Origin of the sequence: Verticiella sediminum, from assembly GCF_007558815.1 — a bacterium.
In the GTDB taxonomy this organism is placed as follows: domain Bacteria; phylum Pseudomonadota; class Gammaproteobacteria; order Burkholderiales; family Burkholderiaceae_B; genus Verticiella; species Verticiella sediminum.
On record NZ_VLTJ01000010.1, the window covers coordinates 107,683 to 131,174 of the forward strand.

Consider the following 23,492-nt stretch of genomic DNA (forward strand, 5'->3'; position numbering starts at 1 on the left):
AGCGGCCGCCGCACCGGACCGTCCTGCCGGATACACCCATCGAACAGGAGTCATTCGACATGTCATCACCGAACGTGACGCTCGAGGTGCGCGACCATATCGCTCTCGTCGCCCTGAACCGCCCCCCGGTCAACGCCCTGAACGCCGAGACACGGGCCGAGATGATCGCGATATTCGACCAGATCAACGACCGCGACGACATCCGCGTGGCTGTGCTCACGGGACAGGGCGACACCTTCTGCGCGGGCGCCGACCTCAAGGACAGGCCGTCGGCCGACACCCCCGGCGATTTCGGCCGCCACAACCGCATCGTGCGTGAGACGTCCAACAGCATCCGCGAGTGCGCCAAGCCGGTGATCGCCGCGGTCAATGGCGCGGCGCTGGGCGCCGGCCTGGGCCTGGCGGCGGCCTGCGACATCATCTTCGCCTCCGAGAACGCAGTCTTCGGCATGCCCGAGATCAACGTCGGCCTGGCCGGCGGCGTGTCCACGCTGGTCAAGCTCTTCGGCCGCTCGCGTACCCGACGCATGTTCTACACCGGCATGCGCGTGCCTGCAGCGGAAATGTACCGACTTGGCGCAGTGGAAGCCTGCGTGCCGCGCGAGCAACTGCTGGACGAGGCCATGGCCGTCGCGAGCGAAATCGCCGGCAAGAGCCCGATCGCAATCCGCTATGCGAAGAACGCCGCCAACATGGTCGAGCTGATGCCGCTGCGCGACGCCTACCGGTTCGAGCAGAACTTCACGGTCGAGCTCTCACGCACGGAGGACGCCAAGGAAGCGCGCCGTGCGTTCCTCGAAAAGCGTCCGCCCGTCTTCCAGGGCCGCTGAACCTTTCGGACCGATCCATGTTCGCAGCAGAGCAATACGAGACCTTTCAGAACGAGGTGCGCGACTTCGTGCTGGCCCATTGTCCGGCCGGGACGCGGCGCATCGTTGCCGAGAGCGGCAAGCTGACGCGCACGCGCCTGGCCGAGTGGCAGCGCATCCTGTACGAGCGCGGCTGGGGTGCGCCAAGCTGGCCCAAGGCCTATGGCGGCACCGGGTGGGACGTCTGGCAGCGGCACATCTTCGATGAAGTCCTGGCCGAATGCGATTGTCCGCCGCAGTACCACCATGGGCTGCGGCACATCGGCCCGGTCCTGATCGAGTACGGTACGCCGGAGCAGCAGCAGCGCTTTCTGCCCGGGATCCTGCGCGGTGAGGACTGGTGGTGCCAGGGGTATTCGGAGCCGGGATCGGGCTCCGACCTGGCTTCGCTGAAGACGGCTGCGCAGCGCGAGGGCGACGTATACCGTGTGTCGGGCCAGAAGATCTGGACCTCCCATGCGCACGAGGCGGACCTGATGTACACGCTGGTGCGCACGGCGAGCACGGGCCGCAAGCAGGAGGGGATCACGATGCTGCTGATCCCGATGGACGCCCCCGGCCTGTCCGTGCGTCCGATCCGGACCATCGACGGCTGGCATCACGTCAACGAGGTCTTTCTCGACGACGTGCGCGTGCCGGTGGCGAATCGGGTGGGCGAGCAGGACCGTGGCTGGGAGTACGGCAAGTTCCTGCTGTCGCGCGAGCGTCTCGGCTCGGCCAATGTCGCGCCGTTGTTCCAGTTGCTCGAGCGTACGAAGCGGCTGGTCGCCAGCCGGCTCGAGGGCCCGGCCGAAGCGCGCCGTCGCGAGCACCTCGCCCTGCGTCTGTTGATGGCCGAGGCCGAGATCGTCGGCCAGCGCGAGCTGGGCGTGCGCGCGATCGAGGATGTGGTGCAGGCCCGCCCGCTCGGGCTCGCTCCGTCGGCGCTGAAGATGGCCTCGTCCCGCCTTATGCAGCAGGTCAGCGAAATCGCCTTCGAGGTGCTGGGGCCGACTCTCGCGGGCCGCTTCGGCGCGAAGGAAGGCGAGGTGGAGGACATGAACTGGCTGCAGAGCTATCTGTTCTTTCGCGCGCGCACCATTGTCGGCGGGACCAACGAGGTGCAGAAGAACGTGATCGCCAAGGCGCTGTTCGGAGATTGAAGCATGCCATTCAAAGCCACACCCCTGTTTCCCGGGGATCTATACGACTCGGCGGCACGGCTGGGCGGTACCGCCCTGACCACCCTGATCGGCACCGGTGACGACGGCGGTCGTACCGCCGCGATCGAGCGCGCGTGGTCGCAGGCCGAGCAGCTCGGCTGGGGCGCCACGCTGATCGCCGACGACGCCGGCGGCATGGGCTGCACGCTGCTGGAGATGGCTGCCCTGCTCGAAGGGTTGGGACGCCATGCAACGCCCTTGCCCACCGTTCGGGCCTGCGTGCTCGTGCCGATGCTGCTGGAGGCGGCATTGCCCGCCGCGCGGGCTGCGGCGCTGCTGGCGGACGTCGCGGCAGGCTCGGCTCGCGTCGCCCCCGTCCTGGGCGCGGGATGCGCCTGGCAGGCGGGCGTGCCGGCCGCCGACGCGATCGTTGCGAGCCAGCGGCCGGAAGGCTGGCGTCTGCATGGCCAGGCCTTGGGCCTGGAGGCGGTGCCGCAGGCCACGCACTACCTGATCGCCTGCCATTGCGTCGCGAAGGATGCTGAGCCGCAGACGGGCATGTTCCTGCTGCCGGCCGATGCGGCCGGATTGGCCGCTCACCCGAGGCGTCGGCTCGACGACAGGCCGACCCTGGACTTGGCCCTGGATGCCATCGTCCCTGCCTCGGCCAGGTTGTGCGCCGGCGAACGTGTCGCCGACGTGGTGGAGCGCACGCAGGCTGCTGCTGCCGTGCTTGTCTGCGTGGAGGCAGTGGCTACCTTCGGTGCGTTGCTGGAGCAGACCATCGACTACCTGTCGAACCGCCGGCAATTCGGCGTTGCGCTCGCCAGCTTCCAGGCGCTCAGGCACCGGGTGGCCGACATGTACGTGGCCTACCAGAACTGCCGGGCGCTGGCGAACCACACCGTCCGTGCGGTGGCCGACGCCGCGAATGGGCCGCTGCCGATGCGGCAGATCGCCCTCACCAAAATCCGGCTGGGCGAGGCATGCCGCGCCGCGGCCCATGAGGCGATCCAGTTGCACGGGGGCATGGGCATGACCGAGGAGCTGCTGGCGACCCGGCTGGGCAAGCGTCTGCTCATGGTCGATCTCGAATACGGCGATCGCATGTTCCATGCGGGCCGTCTGCTGGCCGAGCATGGGGGAGTGGTGCAATGAGCCTGCTGCGTCATCTGTTCAGCCCGCGCTCGGTGGCGATCATCGGCGCCTCGTCGGACCCGCGCAAGATCGGTGGGCGGCCCATCCGCTTCATGAAGGCGTACGGCTATGCCGGGCGCATCCTGCCCATCAATGCCAACGCGGCCGAGATCCAGGGCCTGCCGGCCTACGCACGCGTGGAAGATGTCGTCGGCGAGGTCGATCAGGCGCTGATCGTGGTCCCGGCCGCCGCGGCGGAGGACGCCCTGCGCGGCTGCGTGGCCAAGGGCGTCAAGGTGGTCCAGGTGCTCAGCTCCGGTTTCGGCGAAGCGGGTGACGAGGGCCGTATCCTCCAGGACCGGCTGGTCCGCATCGCGCGAGAGGCCGGCATGCGGATGACCGGCCCCAACGCGCTGGGTGTGGTCAGCCCGGGCGAGCGCTACTTCGGCACCTTCTCGACGGCGCTCGAGGGCATGTGCCCCGAGCCCGGCGGGGTCGCCATGGTCACGCAGAGCGGCGCCTTCGGTTCCTGCGCCTACGTCATGGCCATGCGCCGCGGGTTGGGCCTGAGCCGGGTCATCGCCACCGGCAACGAGGCCGATGTCGACGTGTCCGAACTCATCGGGCTGCTGGCAGATGACGCGCAGACGCGCGTCATCTGCGCCGCCGTCGAGGCCTGCAAGGACGGCGAGCGGCTGCGCGCCGCGCTGCGCAAGGCAGCCGCCCGCAACAAGCCGGTGATCGTCATGAAAGTGGGTACGACCGAGGTCGGAGCCGCGGCGGCGGCCACCCACACGGGTTCGCTCGCGGGCAACGACGCGGTGTACGACGCGGTTTTTCGCGAATGCGGCGCATACCGCGCGCGTTCGATCGAGGAAATGATCGACGTCGCCTATGCCTGCTCGCTGGGCGGGATGCCGGGCAACGACAGGGTGGGCATCGTCACGGTCTCCGGCGGCATCGGGATTCTGATGGCGGACGCGGCGAGCGAGGCCGGGCTGGCATTGCCTGCGCCCAGCGCGAGCGCGCTCCATGCGATGCGCGAGGTTCTGCCCTTCGTCACGGGTGCCAACCCCCTCGACGTGACGGCGCAGATCGCGGTCAACCGGGCCGCCATCACGGCCATCGGCCAGACCATGGTCGACGATGCGGACTATGGCGCACTGCTGATCTACCTGGCCAACAATGCGCTGGCCCCGCCCGTGTTCGAGACCACCAAGCAGGCCGTATTGGCGCTGCGGCACGCGCGGCCCGACGTGCTGCTCGTGACCGTCATGCCGGCGGAAGACGGCGTGCGCATGGCGTTGGAAGAGGCCGGCGTCCTCGTCTTCGAGGACCCGAGCCGGGCGGTGCGGTCGGTGGCGGCGGCTGCGGAACTGCGCCGCCTTCAGCAGGATGCGAGCGAGGCCGTGCCTGCGGCGAGGCCGGGCGCGGCCCTGCCCGCAGGGGAGTTCGACGAGGCGGGCGCCAAGGCACTGCTGGCGCAGGCCGGGGTTCCGGTTCTGGACGAGCGGGTGGTGCACACGGCCGAGGACGCCGCGGCGCATGCCGAACGGTTGGGTGGTGCCGTCGTGCTCAAGATCGTGTCACCCGAGATCCTGCACAAGACCGAGGTCGGCGGGGTAGCGCTCGGCCTGCAGGGCGGGCAGGCGGTCCGGCAGGGCTTCGAAACGATTCTGCAGCGCGTGCGGACGGCGGCTCCGCAGGCGCGTATCGATGGTGTGCTGGTCGCGCCCATGGCGGGCCCCGGCGTGGAGACGATCGTCGGCGTCCATGTCGACCCGGTCTTCGGCGCTGTCATGATGTTTGGACTGGGTGGCATCTTCGTCGAACTGTTCCGGGATGTGGCCTTCGCATCGGCGCCGCTGTCGCCGGCACGCGCGCGGCGCCTGATCCGCGCCACGCGGGGCAGCGCGCTACTCGACGGATGGCGTGGTGCCGCACCCGTCGACGTCCAGGCGCTGGTGGACGTGCTGTGCCGCCTGTCCGCCTTCGCGGCGACGCATGCGCACGAGCTGGCGAGCATCGAAATCAACCCATTGCTGGTACGCGAGAGCGGGTGTGTGGCGCTGGACGCGGTGATCACAATGCGCAACCCGAGTGAGCGCGCGCCCGTCTGAGCCTCACCCTTCTCGCATGAACGCCCCCATCGCCCGATACACCGCTTCGCACGCATCCGGCACCAACCGTTCCAGATTGAGAAATGCGTGCACCATCCCCGGCAGGTTGAGGTGCTGGCAGGGCACGCCAGCCGCGCGCAGACGCCCCGCGTAGGCGTAGCCCTCGTCGCGCAGCGGGCAGAAGCCGGCGGTGACGAGCAGCGTCGGCGGCAGACCGGCCGCGGGCATGTGCAGGGGAGAGACGGCGGCGCGGTCTTCGCCGCCTTGGAAATAGTGGTCGAAATACCAGCGGATGCGCTCGGCATCGAGCAGGTAGCCATTGCCGTTCTCCTCGACCGAGGGCTGGGCGAGGGTGTAGTCCAGGCTGGGATAGACGAGCACCTGGCGGGCGATGGCCAGTTCGGGCCGGCGCGCGGCGAGCATCGACAGGCTGGCGGTGAGCGCGCCGCCGCCCGAGTCGCCGGCCACGGTGATGCCACCCGGCGCGGCGCAGCCTCGTGCCGCCAGCCAGGCGGGCAGAGCGGCGAGCACGCGCGCGCAGTCCTCCAGGCCGCAGGGGTAGGGATGCTCCGGCGCGAGCCGGTAGTCGACGGCGACGACTCGGCAGTCTGCCATCTGGGCGAGACGCCGGCAGACCGGGTCGTACACGGCGATGCTGCCGGCCATGTGGCCGCCGCCGTGCAGGTACAGGCAGACAGGCAGTTCGCGGCCCGGCGTCGGGTCGTACAGGCGTACCGGGACGGCGGGGCGGCCGTCGATCTCGCCGTCCAGCACGCGCGCCAGCGCGGGACCGGGCGCGGCGCAGGCCTGGGTCAGGGCGGCCAGGCTGTCGCGCGCGCCCGTCACGGTGTAGCCGATGCCGGCTTCCGGGGCCTGTTCGGCGGCGCGTACGGCGCGCGCGAGGCTGTCGTGCAGGCGAGGGTCGGGCTCGGCCGAGCGGCGCGGCCCCGGAGTGGAGGGTTCGACCGTGTCGATCAGCATGGGGTCAGCAGGCAAAGCGCACGAGAGCGTCGCCCCTGCACAGGACGCGGCCGCCCTCGCCGGTGCAGAGGGTGTCGAGGTTGACCAGGGCCTTGTCCGGGCGCAGGCGGGTGATGCGCACGCTGGTCTGCAGGGACTCGCCGGCGCGGCCGGCGGCATGAAAGCGCATGCGCTGCTTGAGGTAGTTGGTGCCGTGTCCGGGTACGTGCTCGCCGAGCAGGTAGGAGTAGAGCGCGGCGATCAGTGGCTCGGGCACCTCGGCGGGCGCCTGGGCCTGGCCGGCAAGCGCGGCCCAGGCGTCGATGTCGGCGCGGCTGTAGCGGCGTTCGACGTGGGCGCGCTGGCCGATGCGCAGGGCCTGGTAGCGCGGCAGGCCCTCGGCCGGCGCCATGTCGGGCGCCGGGTCGGCGCTGGCGTCGGCTTGTGTCGGGGCGGGGCGCTCCGTGCGCGCGAGGCACGCGCTGCCGGCCAGGCCGAGGCGGCCGTCGGGCTTGCGCACCTGCACGCGCAGCTCGACGGTGTCGTCGTCGAGCGGGACGCCGTCCAGCGCCAGGACCACCTCCTCGTCGGCAAAGGTCGGCGCGGGAAACATGAGGTCCTGGCTGTGCAGGCTCAGGCCGGGGTAGGCGTGGGCCATCAGCGCGCGCACGCGGCTAAAGAGCAGCATGCCGTGCGCGACGGTGGCGCCGAAGGCCGTGCGGGCGGCCCAGGCCGCGTCGACGTGGATGGGGTTGTGATCGCCGCTCAGTTCGGCGAAGCGGTCGAACGCCGCCTGGGTGAAGCTGTGGGGCGTTTCCAGGTGGAACGGGGGTTCGGCGCCGGCGTCGACGGGGCGCACGGGTTCAAGTTCGGGCGGCATCGCGCAGCTCCTGTTTGATGACTTTGCCCAGCGCATTGCGCGGCAGGCAAGGGCGAAAGGCGAAGACCTTGGGCACTTTGTAGGCCGCCAGGCGCTCGCGGCAGAAGGCGCGCAGTTCATCCTCGCCGGGTGCGGCGGCGTCGGCGGCCGGTACCAGGCTGGCATGGCCGACCTCGCCCCAGCGTTCGTCCGGCATGCCGACCACGGCGGCCTCGGCGATGGCCGGGTGCTGCAGCAGCACGGCTTCGACCTCGGCCGGATAGACGTTCTCGGCGCCCGAGATGTACATGTCCTTGCTGCGGTCGACGATCGTGTAGTCGCCGTCCTCGTCGCAGCGGGCGATGTCGCCGCTGCGCAGCCAGCCGCCCGGCCGGAAGGCTTCGCGCGTGGCGTCCGGGCGCTGCCAGTAGCCCGGCGTCACGTTCGGGCCGCGGATCAGCAGTTCACCGGCCTCGCCGACCGGCACGTCCTCGCCGCGCGCGTCGACGATGCGCACTTCGGTGAGCAACTGGGCGCGGCCGACCGAGCCGGGCTTGGCGAGCACCTGGTCTTCGTTCATGAGAAACACGGTCGGGCCGGTCTCGGTCATGCCCATGCCGGTACGCACGCGGATGCCGTGCGCCGCATAGCGGCGCGATACGGGCACCGGCAGGGCCGCGCCCCCGCAGCCCCAGGCGCGTACGCGGCGCAGCCGTTCGGCGTCGAACCCGGGGGTGTCGAGCATGGCCTGGTACACGGCCGGCACGCCGAAGAAGACCGTGGCGCGCCGTTCGAGCACGTCGAGCGCCCGGGCCGGGTCGAACTGGCGCTGCACCAGCACCTCGCCGCCGACGATCAGCATGGCCGAGGAATACAGGTTGATGCCGGCGGTATGGAACATGGGCAGCACGTTGAGCAGCACGTCCTCGCGCGTGAGCCCCACGGCGACGCCGATGTTCGCGTAGTTGGCGAGCATCATGCGAAAGGTCTGGATCACGCCCTTGGGCTTGCCGGTGGTGCCCGAGGTGTAGAGGAGGTACCAGGGTGCGTCGGCCGTGCGCTCGGGGTGCGGCGCGGCGTCGGGAACGACGGCGGCGAGATCGGCGGCATAGTCGCGCACGCCGGCGTCCGCCTGTGGTCCGGCGGTGGCGTCGGCCTGGGGCCGGGTGTCGGTGCCGACATTCACGGGCACGCCGGGGGCGGCGTGGCCGGCGTGCATGCGATCGCGCAGCGCGATGCGCGCCATGCCCGGCCGGGCTGCGGACAGCGCCGTGGCGGCATCGGCGAACTCCTCGCCGTGGATCAGCGCGCCGGGCCGGGCGTCCTCCATCAGCACCTCCAGCTCGGGCACCGCCAGGCGCCAGTTCAGCGGCACCAGGATCAACCCGGCCTTGGCGCAGCCGAACAGGAGGGCGAAGAACTCGGCGCGGCTGTGGCCGAGGTAGGCGAGGCGATCGCCCTCGGCCAAGCCCCAGTGTTCGCGTGCGGCGGCGGCCACGCGGGCGGCGCGCTCGTCCAGTTGGCGGTAGGTGTAGTGAGTGCCGTCGGCCAGGTCGGTGACGGCCGGACGGTGCGGGTCCAGCCGCGCGCGGCGGTGGGTAAGGTCGAACATGGTATCCATGGCCTGGTCTGTCTCCTCCCGTTTCTTCCTTCGGGTGTCTTCGGCGGCCTGCGCGTGGGCTGTTATCGGTTCAGGAAGGCGGCCATGCCGTGCTCGGCCTCGTCGGTGGCGATCTGCTCCAGGAAGTGGGTGCGCTCGGCTTCGAGCCGCTCGGCGACCTGGCGCGGGTCGGGCCGTGTGAGCGCCAGCGTGTGGCGCACGCTGCCGGGCCTGGCCTGGCGCAGGGTGCCCAGGATCTGGGCCAGGGCTTCGTCCAGGGCCGGCTCCTGGACCAGGTGCTGCAGCAGGCCCAGGCGGTGTGCCTCGTCGGCGTCGATGCGGCGGTTGAGCAACTGGATGTCCAGGGCGCGCGCACGGCCGATGCGCTCGGGCAGCAGCGCGGTCCAGCCGCCGTCTGGGCTGTAGCCGACCGCGGTGTACCAGGGCGCGAAGCTCGCGCGCGGGCTGCCCACGGCGATGTCGCAGCCGAGCACCAGGCCGATGGCGCCGCCGGTGACCATGCCGTGCACCACGGCGACGGTCGGGCAGGGCAGGCGCAGCAGGGCGAGGATGGCGTCGTTGAGCGCGCCGACCAGTCCGTGCGCGTAGGTCTGGCGCGCCACGCCGCGCGGCGTGGCATGAAAACGCCCGACGTCGCCGCCGCTGGAGAACGAGCGGCCGGCGCCGCGCAGCACCAGGGCCGCGGGAGGGGCCGCGGCGACGCGGCGCAGCGCGTCGTTGAGCGGGGCGAGCAGCTCGGGCACCAGGGCGTTGTGGCGTTCGGGGCGGTTCAGGGTGAGCGTGACGACGTCGTCCGCCTCGTCGACGCGCACCCGGGAAGTGTCGGACGTCATGGGTGTCTCCTCCAGTCCTTGCCGCTCAACGCCTCGATTCTCGCTGCGGCGGGCCGACACAGGATGTCTCATGCCTTCTCCTTGCCGTCCAGCGCCAGGCCATGGCGCAGGAAGTCGGCGGCGGCGGCGACCACGTCCTCGAGCGGGCGGTCGCGGCCCCAGACGGCGAAGCGCAGGCCGAGGAAGTTGCTCAGGCCCATCAGCGCCCAGACCCGCACTTCGTCGTCGCCGGGGCGCACTTCGCCCTTGCGGGTGGCGTTGCCGAGCATGCGCATATAGCCCTTGCCGAACGCCTCGTAGTATTCGCGGTAGATGGTTTCGTCGACGAACTGGGCCTCCTGCAGCACCCGGTACAGCGTGGGATGCTCGGCGAGGTAGTGCAGGAAGGCGCGCAGGCCCTGCTCCTCGGCTTCCAGGCGGTCGCGCGCGTGGCGCGTTTCGGCGGCGAGGTGGGCGCGCACCTGGTGGCCGAGATCGCGCACCAGCTCGCGCAGGATCTCCTCCTTGCCCGAGAAATACGTGTACAAGGTGCCCTGCGCCACGCCCGCCGCGCGGGTAATGTCGGTGATGCCGGCGCGGTGATAGCCCAGGGTGCCGATGGTCTCTTCGGCGGCCTTGAGGATCTGGGCTCGGGTGCGGGCGCCGCGGGCGGTCTTGGGTGCGCCTGGCGATTCCTTGGCAGCGGGCGCCGGTTCGGTGAGGGCGTGGGCGGACACGGTCATGGCAAAGTCGAAACTCGGAACTTGAATCAGTCGTCAACAAACTACGGTGCTTTACGGGGCAAGTCAATCGGATTGCGCGATGGCGTTTATCCGGAAAAACCCTCGTAGCGCGGCGTCTTGGCGCATGCTGGAATGCGATCGTTCGATCAAGAAAATAAAAAACCTGAATCGGTTTTCAATTCATGTGCGAGGCCGACACGGCCTCGCCGCCACGAGGAGACTGGCAATGAAGCGTCTGTTCAGCAGGACCATGCTGGCCTTGGGCGTGCTGGCGGCCGGTAGCGCCGTGCACGCCGCCGAACCCTTCCGGGTGGCCCACGTCACCGACCTGAGCGGCGCGCTGGCAGCCTACGCGCAGCAGCTCGCCACCGGCATGGACATGGGCTTCGAGTACGCGACCCAGGGCAAGATGGAAGTGGCCGGCCGCAAGATCGAACTCATCCGCAAGGACAGCCAGGGCGACCCGGCCCGCGCGCGCGCCCTGGTCGAGGAGGCCTATGCCGAAGACGACGCGCACATCGTGGTCGGCCCGGTCGCCTCGGGGGTGGCGCTCGCCACTCTGCCGATCGCCGAGGAATACGAGCGCGTCATCATGCCCGAGGGCGTGGCCGACGCCATCACCGGCGCCTCCTGGAACCGCTACGTGGTCCGGGTCGGTCGCAACTCCTCGCAGGACGCGGTCTCCAATGCCGTGGCGCTGGGCAAGCCGGGCGTGTGCGTGGCCACCATCGCGCAGGACTACGCCTTCGGCCGCGACGGCGTGGCGGCCTACAAGCAGGCGATGACCCCCACGGGCGGCCAGGTCGTGCACGAGGAATACCTGCCCACCGACGCCACCGATTTCACCGCCGCGGCCGAGCGGCTGTTCGGTTCGCTGCGCGAGCGCAGCGATTGTGCCGAAGGCAAGTACATTTTCGCGATCTGGGCGGGCAGCGTGAACCCGCTCGCGCGCATCCAGGACCTGCAGCCGCAGCGCTTCGGCATCAAACTGGCCGCCGGCGGCAACATCCTGCCGGTGCTCGCCTCCTATGCCGATCTCGAAGGCATGGAGGGCGCGGGCTTCTACTACTTCGAGTCGCCCGCGAACCCGATCAACGACTGGATGGTGCGGGAGCACTTCGCGCGCTTCAAGGCCGCGCCCGACTTTTTCACGGCGCAGGGCTTCTCGCAGGCGCTCGCCATCGTGGCCGCCCTGGAGAAGAGCGGCGGCAAGAGCGACGCCGACGATCTGCTCGAGGCCTTCCATGGCCTGACCTTCGAGACGCCCAAGGGCACCATGCAGATCCGGCCCGAGGACGGCCAGGCCCTGCAGTCGATGTATCACTTCCGCATCAAGCGCGAGGAGCGCGACAACTGGTTCGCGGATCGCAAGGGGCCGGTCGGCGTGCCCGAGATGGTGCGCGAGATCAAGTTCGACGAGATGGACATCCCGGTGCGCAACAAGAAGGGCTGACGCGGGCAGCGGCGGACACGGCATGCCGCGTCCGCCGTCCGCGCCGAGATCAACAGGAGACGCCATGTCCGTTCAGGCCGCCGCCCCCGTGCTCGAAACCCGGGAGCTGACCATCCGCTTCGGCGGCCACGTGGCCGTCGACTCGGTCTCGTGCGCCTTTCACGCCGGCACGCTCACCGCCATCGTCGGGCCCAACGGCGCGGGCAAGACGACCTGGTTCAATCTGATCTCCGGCCAACTGCGCGCCAGCGCCGGCAAGGTACTGCTGCGCGGCGAGGACATCACCGGCCTCGGCCCCGCGGCGCGCGCCGACAAGGGCCTGGGCCGGGCCTTCCAGCTCACCAACCTGTTTCCCAACCTGTCGGTGCAGGAGAACGTGCGGCTGGCGGTCGCCTCGCGCCACCGCATCGGCCACGTGTTCTGGCAGACCGCGGCGCGCCGGCGCGACATCGCCGAGGCGGCCACCGGCTATCTCGCCCAGGTCAACCTCGCCGGCCGCGCCGATGCGGCGGTGGCCAGCCTGTCGCACGGCGACCAGCGCAAGCTCGAGGTGGCGCTGATGCTGGCGCTCGAGCCCGAGGTCTTCATGTTCGACGAGCCCACGGCCGGCATGAGCGTGGACGAGGTGCCGGTGATCCTGGAGCTGATCGCCGAGATCAAGCGGCGCCAGGACAAGGTGGTGCTGCTGGTCGAGCACAAGATGGACGTGGTGCGTTCGCTCGCCGACCGCATCGTGGTGCTGCACAACGGCCAGCTCGTCGCCGACGGCGAGCCGGCGCTGGTGATCGCCTCGCCCATCGTGCAGGAAGCCTACCTGGGCGCGACGCCCGCTGCGGCCTGAGGACATCATGGCGGACAACATTCTCGAGCTATCCGATGTTTGTGCCGACATTGACCAGTACCACATCCTGCACGGCGTGGACCTGGCTTTGCCGCGTGGCGAGCTCACCGTGCTGCTCGGGCGCAACGGCGCGGGCAAGAGCACGACGCTGCGCACCATCATGGGCCTGACCAAGGTGACGCGCGGCGAGCTGCGCTTCCAGGGGCAGAGCATCCGCGGTGTGCCCACGCCGGCCATCGCGCGCCGGGGCATCGCCTTCGTGCCCGAGCACATGGGCATCTTCAGCCTGCTCTCGGTGCGCGAGAACATGGTGCTCGCTGCCATCGGCGGCGCCATGGACGAGGCGCGGCTGGACTGGATCTTCAACCTGTTCCCGCCGCTCAAGCGGTTCTGGGACAAACCCGCCGGCACGCTCTCGGGCGGGCAGAAGCAGATGCTCGCCATCGCGCGGGCGGTGATCGAGCCGCGCGAGCTGCTGCTGGTGGACGAGCCGACCAAGGGTCTCGCACCCGCCATCATCAACGACCTGGCCGATGCCTTCGAAGAGCTCAAGGCCCAGCGCGTGGCTATCCTGCTGGTCGAGCAGAACTTCAACTTCTCGCGTCGCCTCGGCCAGTCGGTCGCGGTGATGAGCGACGGGCGCATCGTGCACCGGGGTCGGATGGCCGATCTCGCCGAGGACGAGGCCCTGCAGCGCGAACTGCTCGGGCTGGGCCTGGGCGCCCACCAATGAGACCGAGGAGGCTTACGCCGATGTCCGCCGCCCCGACTTCGTCCTCGCAGGCCGCCGCGCCGCGCACCGGCCTGCTGGCGCGGCTGCGCGCCCTGCCCGAAGAGCGTCCGCACGTATTCCTGCTGGCCGTGGTCGCCATCGTGCCGATCTTTCTCATGCCCTGGTCGACCTGGCTGGTGCTCACCTTGAGCGGGCTCGCCATGGGCGCCATGGTGTTCCTGATGGCCTCGGGCATGAGCCTGACCTTCGGGCTGATGAGCGTGCTGAACCTCGCGCACGGCGCCTTCATCTCGGTAGGGGCGTTCGCCGGGGCCAGCATGCTCGTCTATGCGCTCTCCGGCTACGCGCAGAGCCCTTCGCTGGCCGCCAACCTGGTTGCCATCGTGCCGGCCTTCCTGGCCGCCGCCGCGGTGGCGGCCTTGCTCGGCGTGGTGTTCGAGCGCCTGGTCATCCGCCCGGTGTACGGCGACCATCTCAAGCAGATCCTGGTCACCGTGGGCGGCTCGATCGTGATCTTCGAGCTGATCGAAGTGATCTGGGGCCACCACGACATCCCGGTGCCGCGGCCCGAGGCGCTGCGCGGCGCGCTCGTGATCGGCGGCATCGCGATCGAGAAATACCGCCTGCTCGCGGTGGTGCTGGGCCTGGCGCTGTACGCCGGGCTGCTCTGGGTGATCGAGCGCACGCGCCTGGGCATCCTGATTCGCGCCGGCGTGGAAAGCCGCGAGATGGTGGAAATCCACGGCTATCGCATCGGCCTGCTGTTTCTCGCCGTGTTCGCCGGCGGCTGCGCACTCGCCGGCCTGGGCGGCGCGATGTGGGGCCTGTACCGCGAGATGATCACCACCCACATGGGCGACGAGCTGATGATCTCGGTCATCGTGGTCATCATCCTCGGCGGCCTGGGCTCGATCCGCGGCTGCTTCTACGGCGCCATGCTGGTCGGCCTGGTCAACCTCTACGTCGGCTTCCTGGAGCCGCGCCTGGCCGCGGTCGCCACCGTGGGGCTCATGGTGGCCGTGCTGATGTGGCGTCCGCAGGGCCTGATTCCCGTCATCAAGGTGTGAGCATGCTCGATGCCATTCTCTCCGGCGACCGCCCGCGCAGCCGCGTGCTCGGCGTGCTGCTCGCTTTGATCTTCGTGTGCCTGGCGGCGGGGCCCTTCCTCTTCAGCGGCACGCGCGCCTTCGCCATGCTGGGTACGATCTGCATCTTCATCATCGTGGTGGCCGCCTACGACCTGATGCTGGGCTACACCCACATCGTGTCGTTCGCGCACACGATGTTCTTCGGCATCGGCGCCTACGGCGTGGCGATGGCCATCGCCGCCTGGGGCAACGGCTTCGGGGCGATCGCCGCGGGCGTGGGCATCGCGCTGGTGCTGTCGATGGTACTGGCCCTGCTGCTGGGGTTGCTGTCGCTGCGCGTGAAGGCGATCTTCTTCGCCCTGGTGACGCTGGCCGTGGCCTTTGCCTTCCTGAGCCTGGTCAACCAGCTCTATCACGTCACCGGCGGCGAGGACGGCCTGCGCGTGCAGGTGCCGCGCGTGCTCGGCCCGGCCTATCGGCTGGTCGAGGGCGGCGTGCCGGGTTTCGGGCTGGACGTGTTCTTCGCCAATCTGGGCGCGGGCCTGGGCGAGGCCGCGCGCCAGGCCGCCTTCGAGCTGCGCCTGAACGGCCGGGTGCTGATGTACTACGTGGCTTTCGGCACCGCGCTACTCGTGTTCCTGTTCCTGCTGCGCCTGGTCAACTCGCCGTTCGGCAAGGTGCTGCAGGCGATCCGCGAGAACGAGTTCCGCGCGCAGGCGCTGGGCTATCGTACGGTGCTGTACCGCACCGCGGTGGTGATTCTCGCCGCGGTGCTCGCCACGCTGGCGGGAGCGCTCTTCGCGCTGTTCAACCGCTACGTCAACCCCGAGAACACGCTGAACTTCGAGCTGATGGTGTTCATCCTCCTGATGTGCGTGATCGGCGGCATGGGCACGCTGTACGGCGCGGTGCTCGGGGTGGCGGCCTTCCTGGTCGCGCAGAACTACCTGCAGGACTTGCTGCGCGTACTGGCCGCGCGCATGCCGGATGCCGGCTGGGCCGCCGAACTGGTCGCGCCCGAGCGCTGGCTGCTCTGGTTCGGCCTGCTCTTCGTGCTGAGCGTGTATTTCTTCCCGGCCGGCATCGTCGGGCAATTGCGGGCACGGGCGCGGGCCCGGCACGACGGCGACTGACCCCGCGCACCCCCCGGTTTGCAGTTGCTTATCTTTGGGCGGCGGGCGGGTATGGCGTTTGAGGATACACTTCGACACGGCTGCGGGATGAGCCCCGGGTTGCCGCGTCGTCCCCCACGTCGGCCGCTCGGCACCGATGCGCCCGGGGGCGTCGCACCATGCCCAGCAACGACACTTTGCTCGCTCTCACCCATCCCCTGGTGGCGCTGCTCGTCGGCACGCTGCTGATAGGGTGTTGGCGCATGCTGGGGCGCCCGCCGCCGCTGCTGAGGTTCGGCGCGGCATTCGGCTGCTATGCCGTCGGCCTGGTCATGCAGATCCTGCTCTGGCCGGCCCACCAGGGCTGGAACATCTTCCTGAGCGGTGCGCTCTACATCCTGTCCAGCCTGTTCTTCGCCAACGGCATGGTGGCGCTAGCCCAACGGCGCCTGCCGGCGTGGCCGGCCGCGGCCATCCTGTCGGCCACGATGGGGCTGCGCACCTGGGCCGCGCTCGAACCGGTCCACTTCCTGTTGCGCGCCGGGCCGCTGTATCTCGGCGTCAGCCTGCTGTTCTTTCTCGCGCTGTGGCAGATGCGGCACTGGCGCCGCGGCATGACTCTCGAGCGATTCTTCTTCTGGTTCCTCTTTGTCGGCACATGTACCTTCGTGCCGCGAGTGATGCTGACCGGGGCCTCGCTGGGCACATCCTACGGATACGATGGCTCGCTCTATTGGGTGCTCACGCAGGTCAGTTTCTACGTCGTGACGGTGGGCTCGGCCATCCTGGCGCTGCTGCTCGCGGCGCTGCACGCCATGGCGCACCTGAACCAGGCGGCCGAGCGCGACCCGCTGACCGGCTTGCGCAACCGGGCGGGGTTGTCCACCTTCACGCGCGAGACCTTGGCCGGCGTGCCGTGCTACGGGCTGGTCATGATCGACGTCGACCATTTCAAGTCCGTCAACGAGCGGTTCGGCCACCCCGTGGGCGACGCCGTACTGCGCACGATCGCACAGCTCGTGGCGCAGCAGGTCGGCAGCGCCGAAGCGGCCGGCCGCTTCGGCGGCGAGGAGTTCATGCTGGTGCTGCCAGGGGCCGGGCCCGAGGAGGCGGCGCGCATCGCCGAGCGCGTGCGCGCGGCCGTGCAGGCCCACGATTTCAGCGCGGCCGCGCCTGGGCTGCACTGCACGGTCAGCGCGGGAGCGGGCAGTTTCGCCGGCGCGCTGCCTTTCGCCGAGGCCTATCGGGCCGTGGACGGCCGATTGGCGCAGGCCAAGCGGGGCGGCAGGAATCGCGTGTGCGTCAGTGCCGCCCCGCCGCCTCCGGCGACGTCGGAGTCTACGTTGCAGGCACATCCAGACCACACTTCTGGAACACCGGCTGCAGCAGGGGCGACGCCAAACATGAGATGACCGCGGCCGCCGCGTCGGCAACGGCCGACCGTGCGAACCGCCCTGCGGTAAATACAGTGGCCAATTGAGCGCCTTCGGGCAAATGCCCGACGATCTCGATGCCGGGCACCACCCGCAGTTCGCTGAGTTGCTGAATGGCCAGGTCGCAGCGGCCATCCACAAGCAGCGTTGCCGTAAAGCCTCCGCTCGGCACCTGCGCGCGCGCGTTCAACGCCGATGCAATGCCCAGCCGCTCGATCAAGTCCGCAAAATGGCTGCCGCTGATGCCGGTCCTGGAGTACGCCACGCTGCGTGCCTCGAGCAAGGCCGATTGGAACGCGTCCAGTGTACCGATGTCGGGATGGGGGGCACCGGCCTTGACCGCGGCGGCAATGTGGGAGACGGCCAGATCGATGCGGTTGTCCGTTGTGAGCAGCCCGCGACCGATCAGGTCCTCGATCGCGCCCCGGGTAAGAACCGCCACGTCGGCTTCTTCGCCCCGACCGATACATGCCATAAGGTCCGCTGTGGGGGCGAACCGGACATCGAGGCCCATTGCAGCGGCGGCTTCGAGTTCCGATCTTGCCTGCTCGATCACGCCCTGCAGGGCAAGCGTGGCGAAAACGCGGACAGCAGTCATTTCCTGACTCCGGAGGTAGAACCTCAGTCGGATAGTGCAAAGGTTGGAGGCGGAATGGTTTGCGCAACCTGCGTCAGTCGCGTGCGCACTTCGATGAGGTACGGCCCCGCTGCGTTCAGCCCACGGTTGATCGCATCCTCGACTTGCGTGCTCGACGTCACATGCTCGGCTGCCATGCCGAAGGCGTGCGCGGTGGCCGTAAAGTCGGGATTCACGAGCGTCGTGCCGGCGTGGCGCCCCGGATACTCCCGGTCCTGATGCGCACGGATCGAGCCATAGTTGTTGTTGTTCGACAAAATGAGGAGGATAGGAAGATGCCGAGCGACGGCCATGATCATTTCGTTCCCGGTCATCATGAAGCCGCCGTCTCCCACCGCACAGACGACGCGCGTACCGGGCTCGCGCAATTGTGCCGCCAACGCGGCCGGCACCCCGAATCCCATGGCGCCTGACAGCGGTGCGAACAGGCGTTGGCCCGCACCGAATGGGTAATGGCGATAAAAGGGCGCGGCGAACGTGCCCGCGTCCAGGCATAGCAGACTGTTTTCAGGGGCCGCGCGGGCGAGCGTCTTGACCACATCAACGAACGCCAACCCTTCGGGCTCGTCCTTGCTGGGCGCGGGCCAGCGCGCATGGTCCTCGTACAGGCCGCGCAGCGACCCGGCCCAGCAAGCGCGGCCCGACGGGACTGACGATTCCTCGAGCGGTAGCGCGGCGCTCACCAGGCTGAGCGGGTCGCACGGCAGGCCGAGATCGACGGCGAAATGCAAACCTATGGGATGCGCGTCAGGATAACAATGCACGACGGTCTGCGCCGGACGCGGCATGCGCGGAAACGTGTAGCCCTGACTGGTGATATCGCCCAGTCGAGTGCCGAGCGCCAGCAGAACGTCGCTGGAATGAAAGGCTGCCATTTGTTGTTCAGGGTTGGCCAGGCCCAGGTCGCCGACGTAGAGAGGATGGCAATTGGGAAAGACATCATGACGGCGGAAAGACACCGCCACCGGTACCTGCCACGCCTCGGCGAAGCGCAGAAGCGCAGTTCGGCCGCCGGGCACGTCGAAGCCGCCGCCGGCCACGATCAGCGGACGCTCGGCCTGTTCCAGTAGACGGCGTAGCGCCGCCACGGATTCTGCGCGCGGCGTGGCACCGGCCAGCAGCGGCAGGTGCACGCGTGCGTTAGGTACGAGTTGCTGTTGTATGTCCTCCGGCAGCACCACTACGACCGGGCCGGGGGTACCGGATACCGCGACATGCATTGCCTTGGCGGCGACCTCGGCGAGCTGCGCGGGATCGGTCGGTTCCACCACCCACTTGGCGATGCCGCCAAACATCCGGAAATAGTCGATCTCCTGAAAGGCTCCGCGCCGCAGGCTTGCCACCGGCACTTGGCCCACGATCAGGATCATGGGGACCGCATCCTGCTGTGCCGTATGCACGGCGATGGACGCATTGGTGGCGCCCGGGCCCCGACTCACCAATGCCACGCCTGGCCGCCGTGTCAGCCTGCCATCGGCGACGGCCATGAAACCAGCGCCGGCCTCATGTCGGCAAGTGACGACATCGATATCGGGGAAATCGTTCAGCGCGTCCAGCACGCCCAGATAACTTTCGCCCGGAACCAGGAAGACACGGTCGACGCCATTGGCAGCCAGGGTGCCGAGAAAGGCGTGCGACGATGGCGCCAGAGTGCTTGATTTCAACATGCATGTTCCGAAGAAAGAGGCCCCGCAGGCGTCACGCTGTTTCGGACAGGGGCTCGCGCAGAAAGTCCGGCTCGAAGACACGGTCAGCGGTGACCTGGCAACGAATCATCAGGCGGTGTTCATCCGGGCCGTAGTCGGCCACGGCGTTGTGCCAGGTCCAGAGATGGTCCCACATCAGCAAGTCCCCCTTCACCCAGTGATGCATATAGCGATACTTGGGTTGCAGCATGTGGTCGAACAATTGTTGGATGACACGCCGTCCCTCGTCGTCGGGCATGCCTTCGATGGTCTCGCAATAGGATGGGTTGACGTAGATGACCTTGCGCCCGCTTACCGGATGGGTAAGAAAAACCGGATGGCGCACCGGAGGCCGCTCAGCGCGCTCCTGCGCCGTCAAGGCACTGCGCGTACTGCCTTTCTCGCGGCGCACATATTCCCAGTAGAGGTTGAGGTCGTGCATCGCCGTCGCATTGGCAAGACGCTCTTTCATTTCATCCGGCAGGTCGTCGTAGGCCGCTGCGGTATTGACGAACTCGGTAGCCCCCAAAGGTTTGCCATCACGCATTGGCACTTCGTACGCGACCAGCACGTTGATATATCCGACCACCTTGTTATAGGTCATGTCGGTATGCCAGCTCTGTCCCGCGTCGGGAATTCCAATCGGCTTACCATCTCGCACGATGTTCGAAAGCGTGGATACTTCAGGCACGCCCGTATCTCCCGGCAGGGTGGCTCGCAGCGCCTGCAGGGAACCAAAGCGCTGCGAAAAGCGGCGCAATGCCTCCGCTCGCAGTTGCATCCGCGGGAAACGCAGCACGCCGTGTTCGGCGAGCGCGCGCACGATAGTCGAAAAATCGGCATGTGAAAGCGGCTGCGCCAGATCGACGCCGGTCACGGTAGCGCCCAGAATCTGGCCGGTTGGTACGATGTTCATCGTGAACTCCTGTCTGATTCGAGTGGGAAAGTAGACTCAGCCGGCAAGCACGGAAAAGCGGCTCGGGCGCGTTGTCGGCGCGTCGACAGGGCCGTTCCCGGGGTGTGCCGCGAAGTCCTCGTGTCGATGCACGATGGACGCATCGAGCTCTGCGATGGCCGGCCGCCCCAGCATGCCGAGCGTGGTCGAGAGCTCCGTCTGCAGAATGTCGAGCACGCGCTTTGCGCCAGGCCGACCCGCCATACCCATACCGTATAGGCCGGGGCGACCGCACAGGACCGCCGACGCGCCCAGCGCCACCGCCTTGGCAATGTCGCTACCCCGCCGGATGCCGCCGTCCAGCAGTACCGTTGCACGCTTTCCGACGGCCGCCACGATCTCCGGAAGCACCTCGAGAGGCGCCACCGAGCTGTCGAGACAGCGCCCACCGTGGTTGGATACGATCACGCCATCCGCGCCGTTCTCCAGCGCTGCCTCGGCATCCTCGGTGGTCAATATGCCCTTGACGAGCAGCGTGCCCTTCCAGCGTTTGCGCAACAGGGCCACATCGCTCCAGGAAACGTCGTCACCACGCATTCCCGCAGCCCTTGCGGAATTACCGCCCGTGATGTTCTCGCGATAGGCACCCGCCTGGTTCTCATAACGCGGCATCCCGGTGGTAGCGAGATAACGCCCCATGGTGCCGAAGAGCCAACGCGGATGGGTGAGAATGTCCACCATGCCGCGCGAAGTAAGCTTCAAAGGCAGAGAGAAGCCATTGCGCAGGTTGTATTCGCGATTGGGCTGTACCGGCACGTCCAACGTGACCACCAACGCCTCGAATCCCGCGCGCTGCGCGCGTTCGACGAGCTCATGAGACATCTCGCGCTGACGCCAGATATACAACTGGAACCACAGCCTGCCGCCTGCCAGCCTGGCGATGTCTTCGATCGAAGTCGTCGCCCGCGTCGCGAGGGTGAACGGTATCCCCACGTCAGCCGCGGCGCGGGCCAGCTCCAGTTCTCCCTGATACCAGACCAGACCGGCGGCACCGGTAGGCGCGATTGCCAGCGGCATGGCAATGTCCGTGCCGAAAAGTGCGGTACGCGTCGAGCGCTTCGAAACGTCCACGGCCACTCGCGGGAGCAGCCGCATGCGCTCGAATGCCGCACGGTTGTTCGCCACCGCCTGATCGTCCTCGGTGCCACGGTCGATGAACTCGAAAATGCCGCGCGGCAGACGGCGCTTGGCGGCCTCCCGCACATCGGCAATATTGAAGCAACGATCGAGGGCGTTCATGAGGCATCCGGTACGGGAATGTGCCTGCCGGGCTGCCGCGTCCCTATCGTCGAATTCAGACTGCCTATACCCGAGATGCGCAATTCGACGCGGTCGCCGGGTCTCATCACGCGGCCGCATTCGCGCGCCGAGCCGCCCGCGTAGCAGCCTGCGCTGATCACCTGACCGGGAGGCACGGTTTGACCGATGGACAGGTACGACAGCATCTCCGGGAAGTCCCACACCATTCCGGAAGTGGGGCAGGTGGAGAGGACTTCACCATTGACCACCAGCGACATCGTGAGCGCCTTGGGGTCGCCCAGTTCATCCGGTGTGACGATCCACGGCCCCATCGCATTTCCGGTATCGAAGTCCTTGCCCTTGGACGGACCCCGGCCCGACTTCATCTCCACGAGCTGCACGGCGCGCGCGCTGACATCGTTGAGGATGGTGTAGCCTGCGATGGCCCGCTCTGCACCCGGGCGATCGAGATCGCGGCCACCGAGCCCCACCACACAGCCGAACTCGCACTCGACGTCGATGGTGTCGGCGTACGGCGGCACTTCCAGCGTCGTCCCTGGACCGACCACGGAGTCGGGGTTGCCCTTCCAGTACGGCTTGACCGCAGCATCCGCGCTGGCGGCCGTGAGCGTCACGCCGCGTTTGGCGGCATCGGCCGAGTGCGCCGGCCACACGCTGAAGTTGGCGATACCCGCCGGACGCGGCACGGGCGCGAGCAGGTGCACATCGGCGAGCGCATGAACCATGCGCATGCCTTTCATTGCGGTTTCCCGTCCCGATGCCACTGCGGCTTCGACCGCTTCTTTCAACCACTCCATGGTCTGCGGCCCGCTGCCGATCAATGCCAGCATATCGGCAGGCACCTGGGCCTCGCCAACTCGCGCGGCGGCGGCCATCGGCAGGCTGCGTTCGAGAAATGCCGAGCGTGCGGCCGCAGCATCGATGACTCCCATGTCGGTCACTACCCCGGTCCGTACCAGCGGACCGAGAGGAGTCGCTACAGAGAACGTACAGAGCTTCATCGATATTCCCTCTCTCATTCGTCCACGGGAACGCCCGCGCGCTTAACCACTTCCTTCCACAAGGCGATATCCCTCGCCACGAACTCGTCGGTTTCAGCCGGATCGAGCAACGCGCACTCCAAGCCGGCATCCACCAGCTTCTGGCTGACGCCGGGATCGTTGACTGCGCTACTCAAGGCGGCAAACACCTTGTCTCGTATCGGGGTAGGCAGGCCCGCCGGACCGAACAAGCCGAACCACGACATAGCCACCATGCCGTCGACGCCTTGCTCGATGGCCGTGGGGATCTCGGGCGCCTGGCGCAGCCGATTTTCCGAAGTCACTGCAATGCCACGCAGCTTGCCATCCCGGATGAAGGGCAGCAGCGCCACGGTGTAGATCAGTATCGGCACGGTGCCGCCGCTGGTATCCGTGATCGCCTGGCCCATATTGATATAAGGCACATGCGTCAGCTTGGCGCCTTTGGTCTTGAGCAGTTCGCCTGCCAGGTGGTTGGAAGCGCCGCGCGAGCCGGAGGCAAAGAACAGTCCTTCAGGCAAGGTATTGGAATAGGCGATCAGTTCCGGCAGGCTATGCACGGGTAACGACGGGTTGACGGCGATCACGTTGGCCGACGTGCAGGCGCGGCCGATGGAGGTGAAGTCGGTGAGGATGTCGTAGGGCAGCGTGGTCGGCCGCATGGCCGCCATGGTGCTGTGCGAGGATGCAGCGTCCATCACCAGGGTGTAGCCGTCTGGCGTTGCGCGCCGCGCGAAATCGGCGCCGATGACGCCGGCGCCGCCGGGCCTGTTGTCTATGACCAGCGGTTGGCCGAGATGCTGGGACATATGCGGCTCCAGGAAGCGCGTCATGATGTCGGTCGCCGACCCGGGAGGGAACGGAACGACGAGGCGTATCGGCCGGTTCGGATAATTGTCGGCACTAGCCGATGCCTTCCTGGCGAGCGCCGGTGGCATGCCGGATGCCAGAGCCGCGGCGACGCCAAACTGGAGATAGCGCCGGCGCGTGCTGTTCGTTGTGTTCATGTCTCC

The 23,492-nt window shown here is 68.4% G+C and carries 21 protein-coding genes; 10 read left to right on the forward strand and 11 right to left on the reverse strand.

Annotation, left to right across the window (positions count from 1 at the left end; translation table 11 throughout):
- Positions 1-59 precede the first annotated feature (59 nt).
- The 4 genes from FOZ76_RS06520 to FOZ76_RS06535 are packed head-to-tail and all read left to right on the forward strand — an operon-like array spanning position 60 to position 5,268.
- Positions 60-830, forward strand: a complete 771-nt coding sequence (locus tag FOZ76_RS06520; protein ID WP_143947327.1) for an enoyl-CoA hydratase/isomerase family protein — start codon at positions 60-62, stop codon at positions 828-830.
- A 17-nt stretch (positions 831-847) separates the two neighbouring features.
- Complete coding sequence (locus FOZ76_RS06525; protein WP_143947328.1) at positions 848-2,011, forward strand: acyl-CoA dehydrogenase family protein; 1,164 nt, start codon at positions 848-850, stop codon at positions 2,009-2,011.
- Between the two features lie 3 nt (positions 2,012-2,014).
- Entirely contained in the window at positions 2,015-3,169 is a 1,155-nt protein-coding gene (locus FOZ76_RS06530) for an acyl-CoA dehydrogenase family protein (protein ID WP_143947329.1), read from the forward strand.
- Positions 3,166-5,268, forward strand: coding sequence for an acetate--CoA ligase family protein (locus FOZ76_RS06535; protein WP_143947330.1), 2,103 nt, complete (start codon positions 3,166-3,168; stop codon positions 5,266-5,268). The genes FOZ76_RS06530 and FOZ76_RS06535 overlap by 4 nt, the downstream gene beginning before the upstream one ends.
- A 3-nt stretch (positions 5,269-5,271) precedes the next feature.
- On the opposite strand, the gene FOZ76_RS06540 is transcribed toward FOZ76_RS06535, so the two are convergent.
- The 5 genes from FOZ76_RS06540 to FOZ76_RS06565 all read right to left on the reverse strand — a co-directional run bounded on the left by FOZ76_RS06540 (position 5,272) and on the right by FOZ76_RS06565 (position 10,263).
- Entirely contained in the window at positions 5,272-6,249 is a 978-nt protein-coding gene (locus FOZ76_RS06540; protein ID WP_143947331.1) for an alpha/beta hydrolase, read from the reverse strand.
- Positions 6,250-6,253: 4 nt separating this feature from the next.
- Positions 6,254-7,108 carry a MaoC/PaaZ C-terminal domain-containing protein gene (locus FOZ76_RS27675; RefSeq protein ID WP_211366061.1) on the reverse strand — a complete coding sequence of 285 codons (855 nt, stop codon included), beginning with the start codon at positions 7,106-7,108 and terminating at the stop codon, positions 6,254-6,256.
- Complete coding sequence (locus FOZ76_RS06555; RefSeq protein ID WP_143947332.1) at positions 7,092-8,708, reverse strand: AMP-binding protein; 1,617 nt, start codon at positions 8,706-8,708, stop codon at positions 7,092-7,094. Before FOZ76_RS06555 ends, FOZ76_RS27675 begins: the two co-directional genes overlap by 17 nt.
- 62 nt (positions 8,709-8,770) lie before the next feature.
- Positions 8,771-9,541: an enoyl-CoA hydratase/isomerase family protein gene (locus FOZ76_RS06560; RefSeq protein WP_143947333.1), complete on the reverse strand. Its 771-nt coding sequence runs from the start codon at positions 9,539-9,541 to the stop codon at positions 8,771-8,773.
- Positions 9,542-9,609: 68 nt separating this feature from the next.
- Complete coding sequence (locus FOZ76_RS06565; protein WP_143947334.1) at positions 9,610-10,263, reverse strand: TetR/AcrR family transcriptional regulator; 654 nt, start codon at positions 10,261-10,263, stop codon at positions 9,610-9,612.
- A 226-nt stretch (positions 10,264-10,489) separates the two neighbouring features.
- Here FOZ76_RS06565 and FOZ76_RS06570 point away from each other — a divergent pair, with 226 nt between their 5' ends.
- The 6 genes from FOZ76_RS06570 (at position 10,490) to FOZ76_RS06595 (ending at position 16,902) form a co-directional block, all read left to right on the forward strand.
- The gene (locus tag FOZ76_RS06570; RefSeq protein WP_143947335.1) at positions 10,490-11,716 is read left to right on the forward strand and encodes a substrate-binding domain-containing protein; all 1,227 of its coding nucleotides are present in this window, start codon (positions 10,490-10,492) and stop codon (positions 11,714-11,716) included.
- 88 nt (positions 11,717-11,804) lie between these two features.
- Positions 11,805-12,557, forward strand: a complete 753-nt coding sequence (locus FOZ76_RS06575) for an ABC transporter ATP-binding protein (RefSeq protein WP_211366070.1) — start codon at positions 11,805-11,807, stop codon at positions 12,555-12,557.
- 7 nt (positions 12,558-12,564) lie between these two features.
- Positions 12,565-13,290 (forward strand): ABC transporter ATP-binding protein, encoded by a 726-nt coding sequence (locus FOZ76_RS06580; protein WP_143947337.1) that lies wholly within the window; start codon positions 12,565-12,567, stop codon positions 13,288-13,290.
- Between the two features lie 20 nt (positions 13,291-13,310).
- Complete coding sequence (locus FOZ76_RS06585; RefSeq protein ID WP_143947338.1) at positions 13,311-14,357, forward strand: branched-chain amino acid ABC transporter permease; 1,047 nt, start codon at positions 13,311-13,313, stop codon at positions 14,355-14,357.
- A 2-nt stretch (positions 14,358-14,359) separates the two neighbouring features.
- Complete coding sequence (locus tag FOZ76_RS06590; protein WP_143947339.1) at positions 14,360-15,511, forward strand: branched-chain amino acid ABC transporter permease; 1,152 nt, start codon at positions 14,360-14,362, stop codon at positions 15,509-15,511.
- A 158-nt stretch (positions 15,512-15,669) separates the two neighbouring features.
- A complete protein-coding gene (locus FOZ76_RS06595; RefSeq protein WP_143947340.1) occupies positions 15,670-16,902 on the forward strand; it encodes a GGDEF domain-containing protein in 1,233 nt (410 codons plus the stop codon).
- Here the strand turns inward: FOZ76_RS06595 and FOZ76_RS06600 are convergent.
- From FOZ76_RS06600 to FOZ76_RS06625, 6 genes are all read right to left on the reverse strand, one after another.
- On the reverse strand, positions 16,829-17,521 hold the full coding sequence (locus FOZ76_RS06600) for a substrate-binding domain-containing protein (protein WP_143947341.1): 693 nt from the start codon (positions 17,519-17,521) through the stop codon (positions 16,829-16,831). The genes FOZ76_RS06595 and FOZ76_RS06600 overlap by 74 nt on opposite strands.
- 23 nt (positions 17,522-17,544) lie before the next feature.
- Complete coding sequence (locus tag FOZ76_RS06605) at positions 17,545-19,227, reverse strand: thiamine pyrophosphate-binding protein (protein ID WP_143947342.1); 1,683 nt, start codon at positions 19,225-19,227, stop codon at positions 17,545-17,547.
- A gap of 31 nt (positions 19,228-19,258) precedes the next feature.
- A complete protein-coding gene (locus FOZ76_RS06610; protein WP_143947343.1) occupies positions 19,259-20,161 on the reverse strand; it encodes a TauD/TfdA dioxygenase family protein in 903 nt (300 codons plus the stop codon).
- Between the two features lie 36 nt (positions 20,162-20,197).
- Positions 20,198-21,439, reverse strand: a complete 1,242-nt coding sequence (locus FOZ76_RS06615; RefSeq protein WP_143947344.1) for an alpha-hydroxy acid oxidase — start codon at positions 21,437-21,439, stop codon at positions 20,198-20,200.
- Positions 21,436-22,392, reverse strand: a complete 957-nt coding sequence (locus tag FOZ76_RS06620) for a fumarylacetoacetate hydrolase family protein (RefSeq protein ID WP_246129326.1) — start codon at positions 22,390-22,392, stop codon at positions 21,436-21,438. The genes FOZ76_RS06615 and FOZ76_RS06620 overlap by 4 nt, the downstream gene beginning before the upstream one ends.
- Before the next feature lie 83 nt (positions 22,393-22,475).
- Complete coding sequence (locus FOZ76_RS06625; RefSeq protein WP_143947346.1) at positions 22,476-23,486, reverse strand: Bug family tripartite tricarboxylate transporter substrate binding protein; 1,011 nt, start codon at positions 23,484-23,486, stop codon at positions 22,476-22,478.
- Positions 23,487-23,492: the final 6 nt, after the last annotated feature.

Bases quoted from the DNA above. Each gene is read 5' to 3' on its own strand.
- FOZ76_RS06615 (WP_143947344.1), bottom strand. From the start codon at position 21,439: ATGAACGCCCTCGATCGTTGCTTCAATATTGCCGATGTGCGGGAGGCC.
- FOZ76_RS06570 (WP_143947335.1), top strand. From the start codon at position 10,490: ATGAAGCGTCTGTTCAGCAGGACCATGCTGGCCTTGGGCGTGCTGGCG.
- FOZ76_RS06525 (WP_143947328.1), top strand. From the start codon at position 848: ATGTTCGCAGCAGAGCAATACGAGACCTTTCAGAACGAGGTGCGCGAC.
- FOZ76_RS06560 (WP_143947333.1), bottom strand. From the start codon at position 9,541: ATGACGTCCGACACTTCCCGGGTGCGCGTCGACGAGGCGGACGACGTC.
- FOZ76_RS06540 (WP_143947331.1), bottom strand. From the start codon at position 6,249: ATGCTGATCGACACGGTCGAACCCTCCACTCCGGGGCCGCGCCGCTCG.
- FOZ76_RS27675 (WP_211366061.1), bottom strand. From the start codon at position 7,108: ATGCCGCCCGAACTTGAACCCGTGCGCCCCGTCGACGCCGGCGCCGAA.
- FOZ76_RS06595 (WP_143947340.1), top strand. From the start codon at position 15,670: ATGCCCAGCAACGACACTTTGCTCGCTCTCACCCATCCCCTGGTGGCG.
- FOZ76_RS06585 (WP_143947338.1), top strand. From the start codon at position 13,311: ATGTCCGCCGCCCCGACTTCGTCCTCGCAGGCCGCCGCGCCGCGCACC.
- FOZ76_RS06600 (WP_143947341.1), bottom strand. From the start codon at position 17,521: ATGACTGCTGTCCGCGTTTTCGCCACGCTTGCCCTGCAGGGCGTGATC.
- FOZ76_RS06625 (WP_143947346.1), bottom strand. From the start codon at position 23,486: ATGAACACAACGAACAGCACGCGCCGGCGCTATCTCCAGTTTGGCGTC.
- FOZ76_RS06580 (WP_143947337.1), top strand. From the start codon at position 12,565: ATGGCGGACAACATTCTCGAGCTATCCGATGTTTGTGCCGACATTGAC.
- FOZ76_RS06620 (WP_246129326.1), bottom strand. From the start codon at position 22,392: ATGGGAGTCATCGATGCTGCGGCCGCACGCTCGGCATTTCTCGAACGC.
- FOZ76_RS06590 (WP_143947339.1), top strand. From the start codon at position 14,360: ATGCTCGATGCCATTCTCTCCGGCGACCGCCCGCGCAGCCGCGTGCTC.
- FOZ76_RS06555 (WP_143947332.1), bottom strand. From the start codon at position 8,708: ATGGATACCATGTTCGACCTTACCCACCGCCGCGCGCGGCTGGACCCG.
- FOZ76_RS06565 (WP_143947334.1), bottom strand. From the start codon at position 10,263: ATGACCGTGTCCGCCCACGCCCTCACCGAACCGGCGCCCGCTGCCAAG.
- FOZ76_RS06605 (WP_143947342.1), bottom strand. From the start codon at position 19,227: ATGTTGAAATCAAGCACTCTGGCGCCATCGTCGCACGCCTTTCTCGGC.
- FOZ76_RS06535 (WP_143947330.1), top strand. From the start codon at position 3,166: ATGAGCCTGCTGCGTCATCTGTTCAGCCCGCGCTCGGTGGCGATCATC.
- FOZ76_RS06520 (WP_143947327.1), top strand. From the start codon at position 60: ATGTCATCACCGAACGTGACGCTCGAGGTGCGCGACCATATCGCTCTC.
- FOZ76_RS06610 (WP_143947343.1), bottom strand. From the start codon at position 20,161: ATGAACATCGTACCAACCGGCCAGATTCTGGGCGCTACCGTGACCGGC.
- FOZ76_RS06530 (WP_143947329.1), top strand. From the start codon at position 2,015: ATGCCATTCAAAGCCACACCCCTGTTTCCCGGGGATCTATACGACTCG.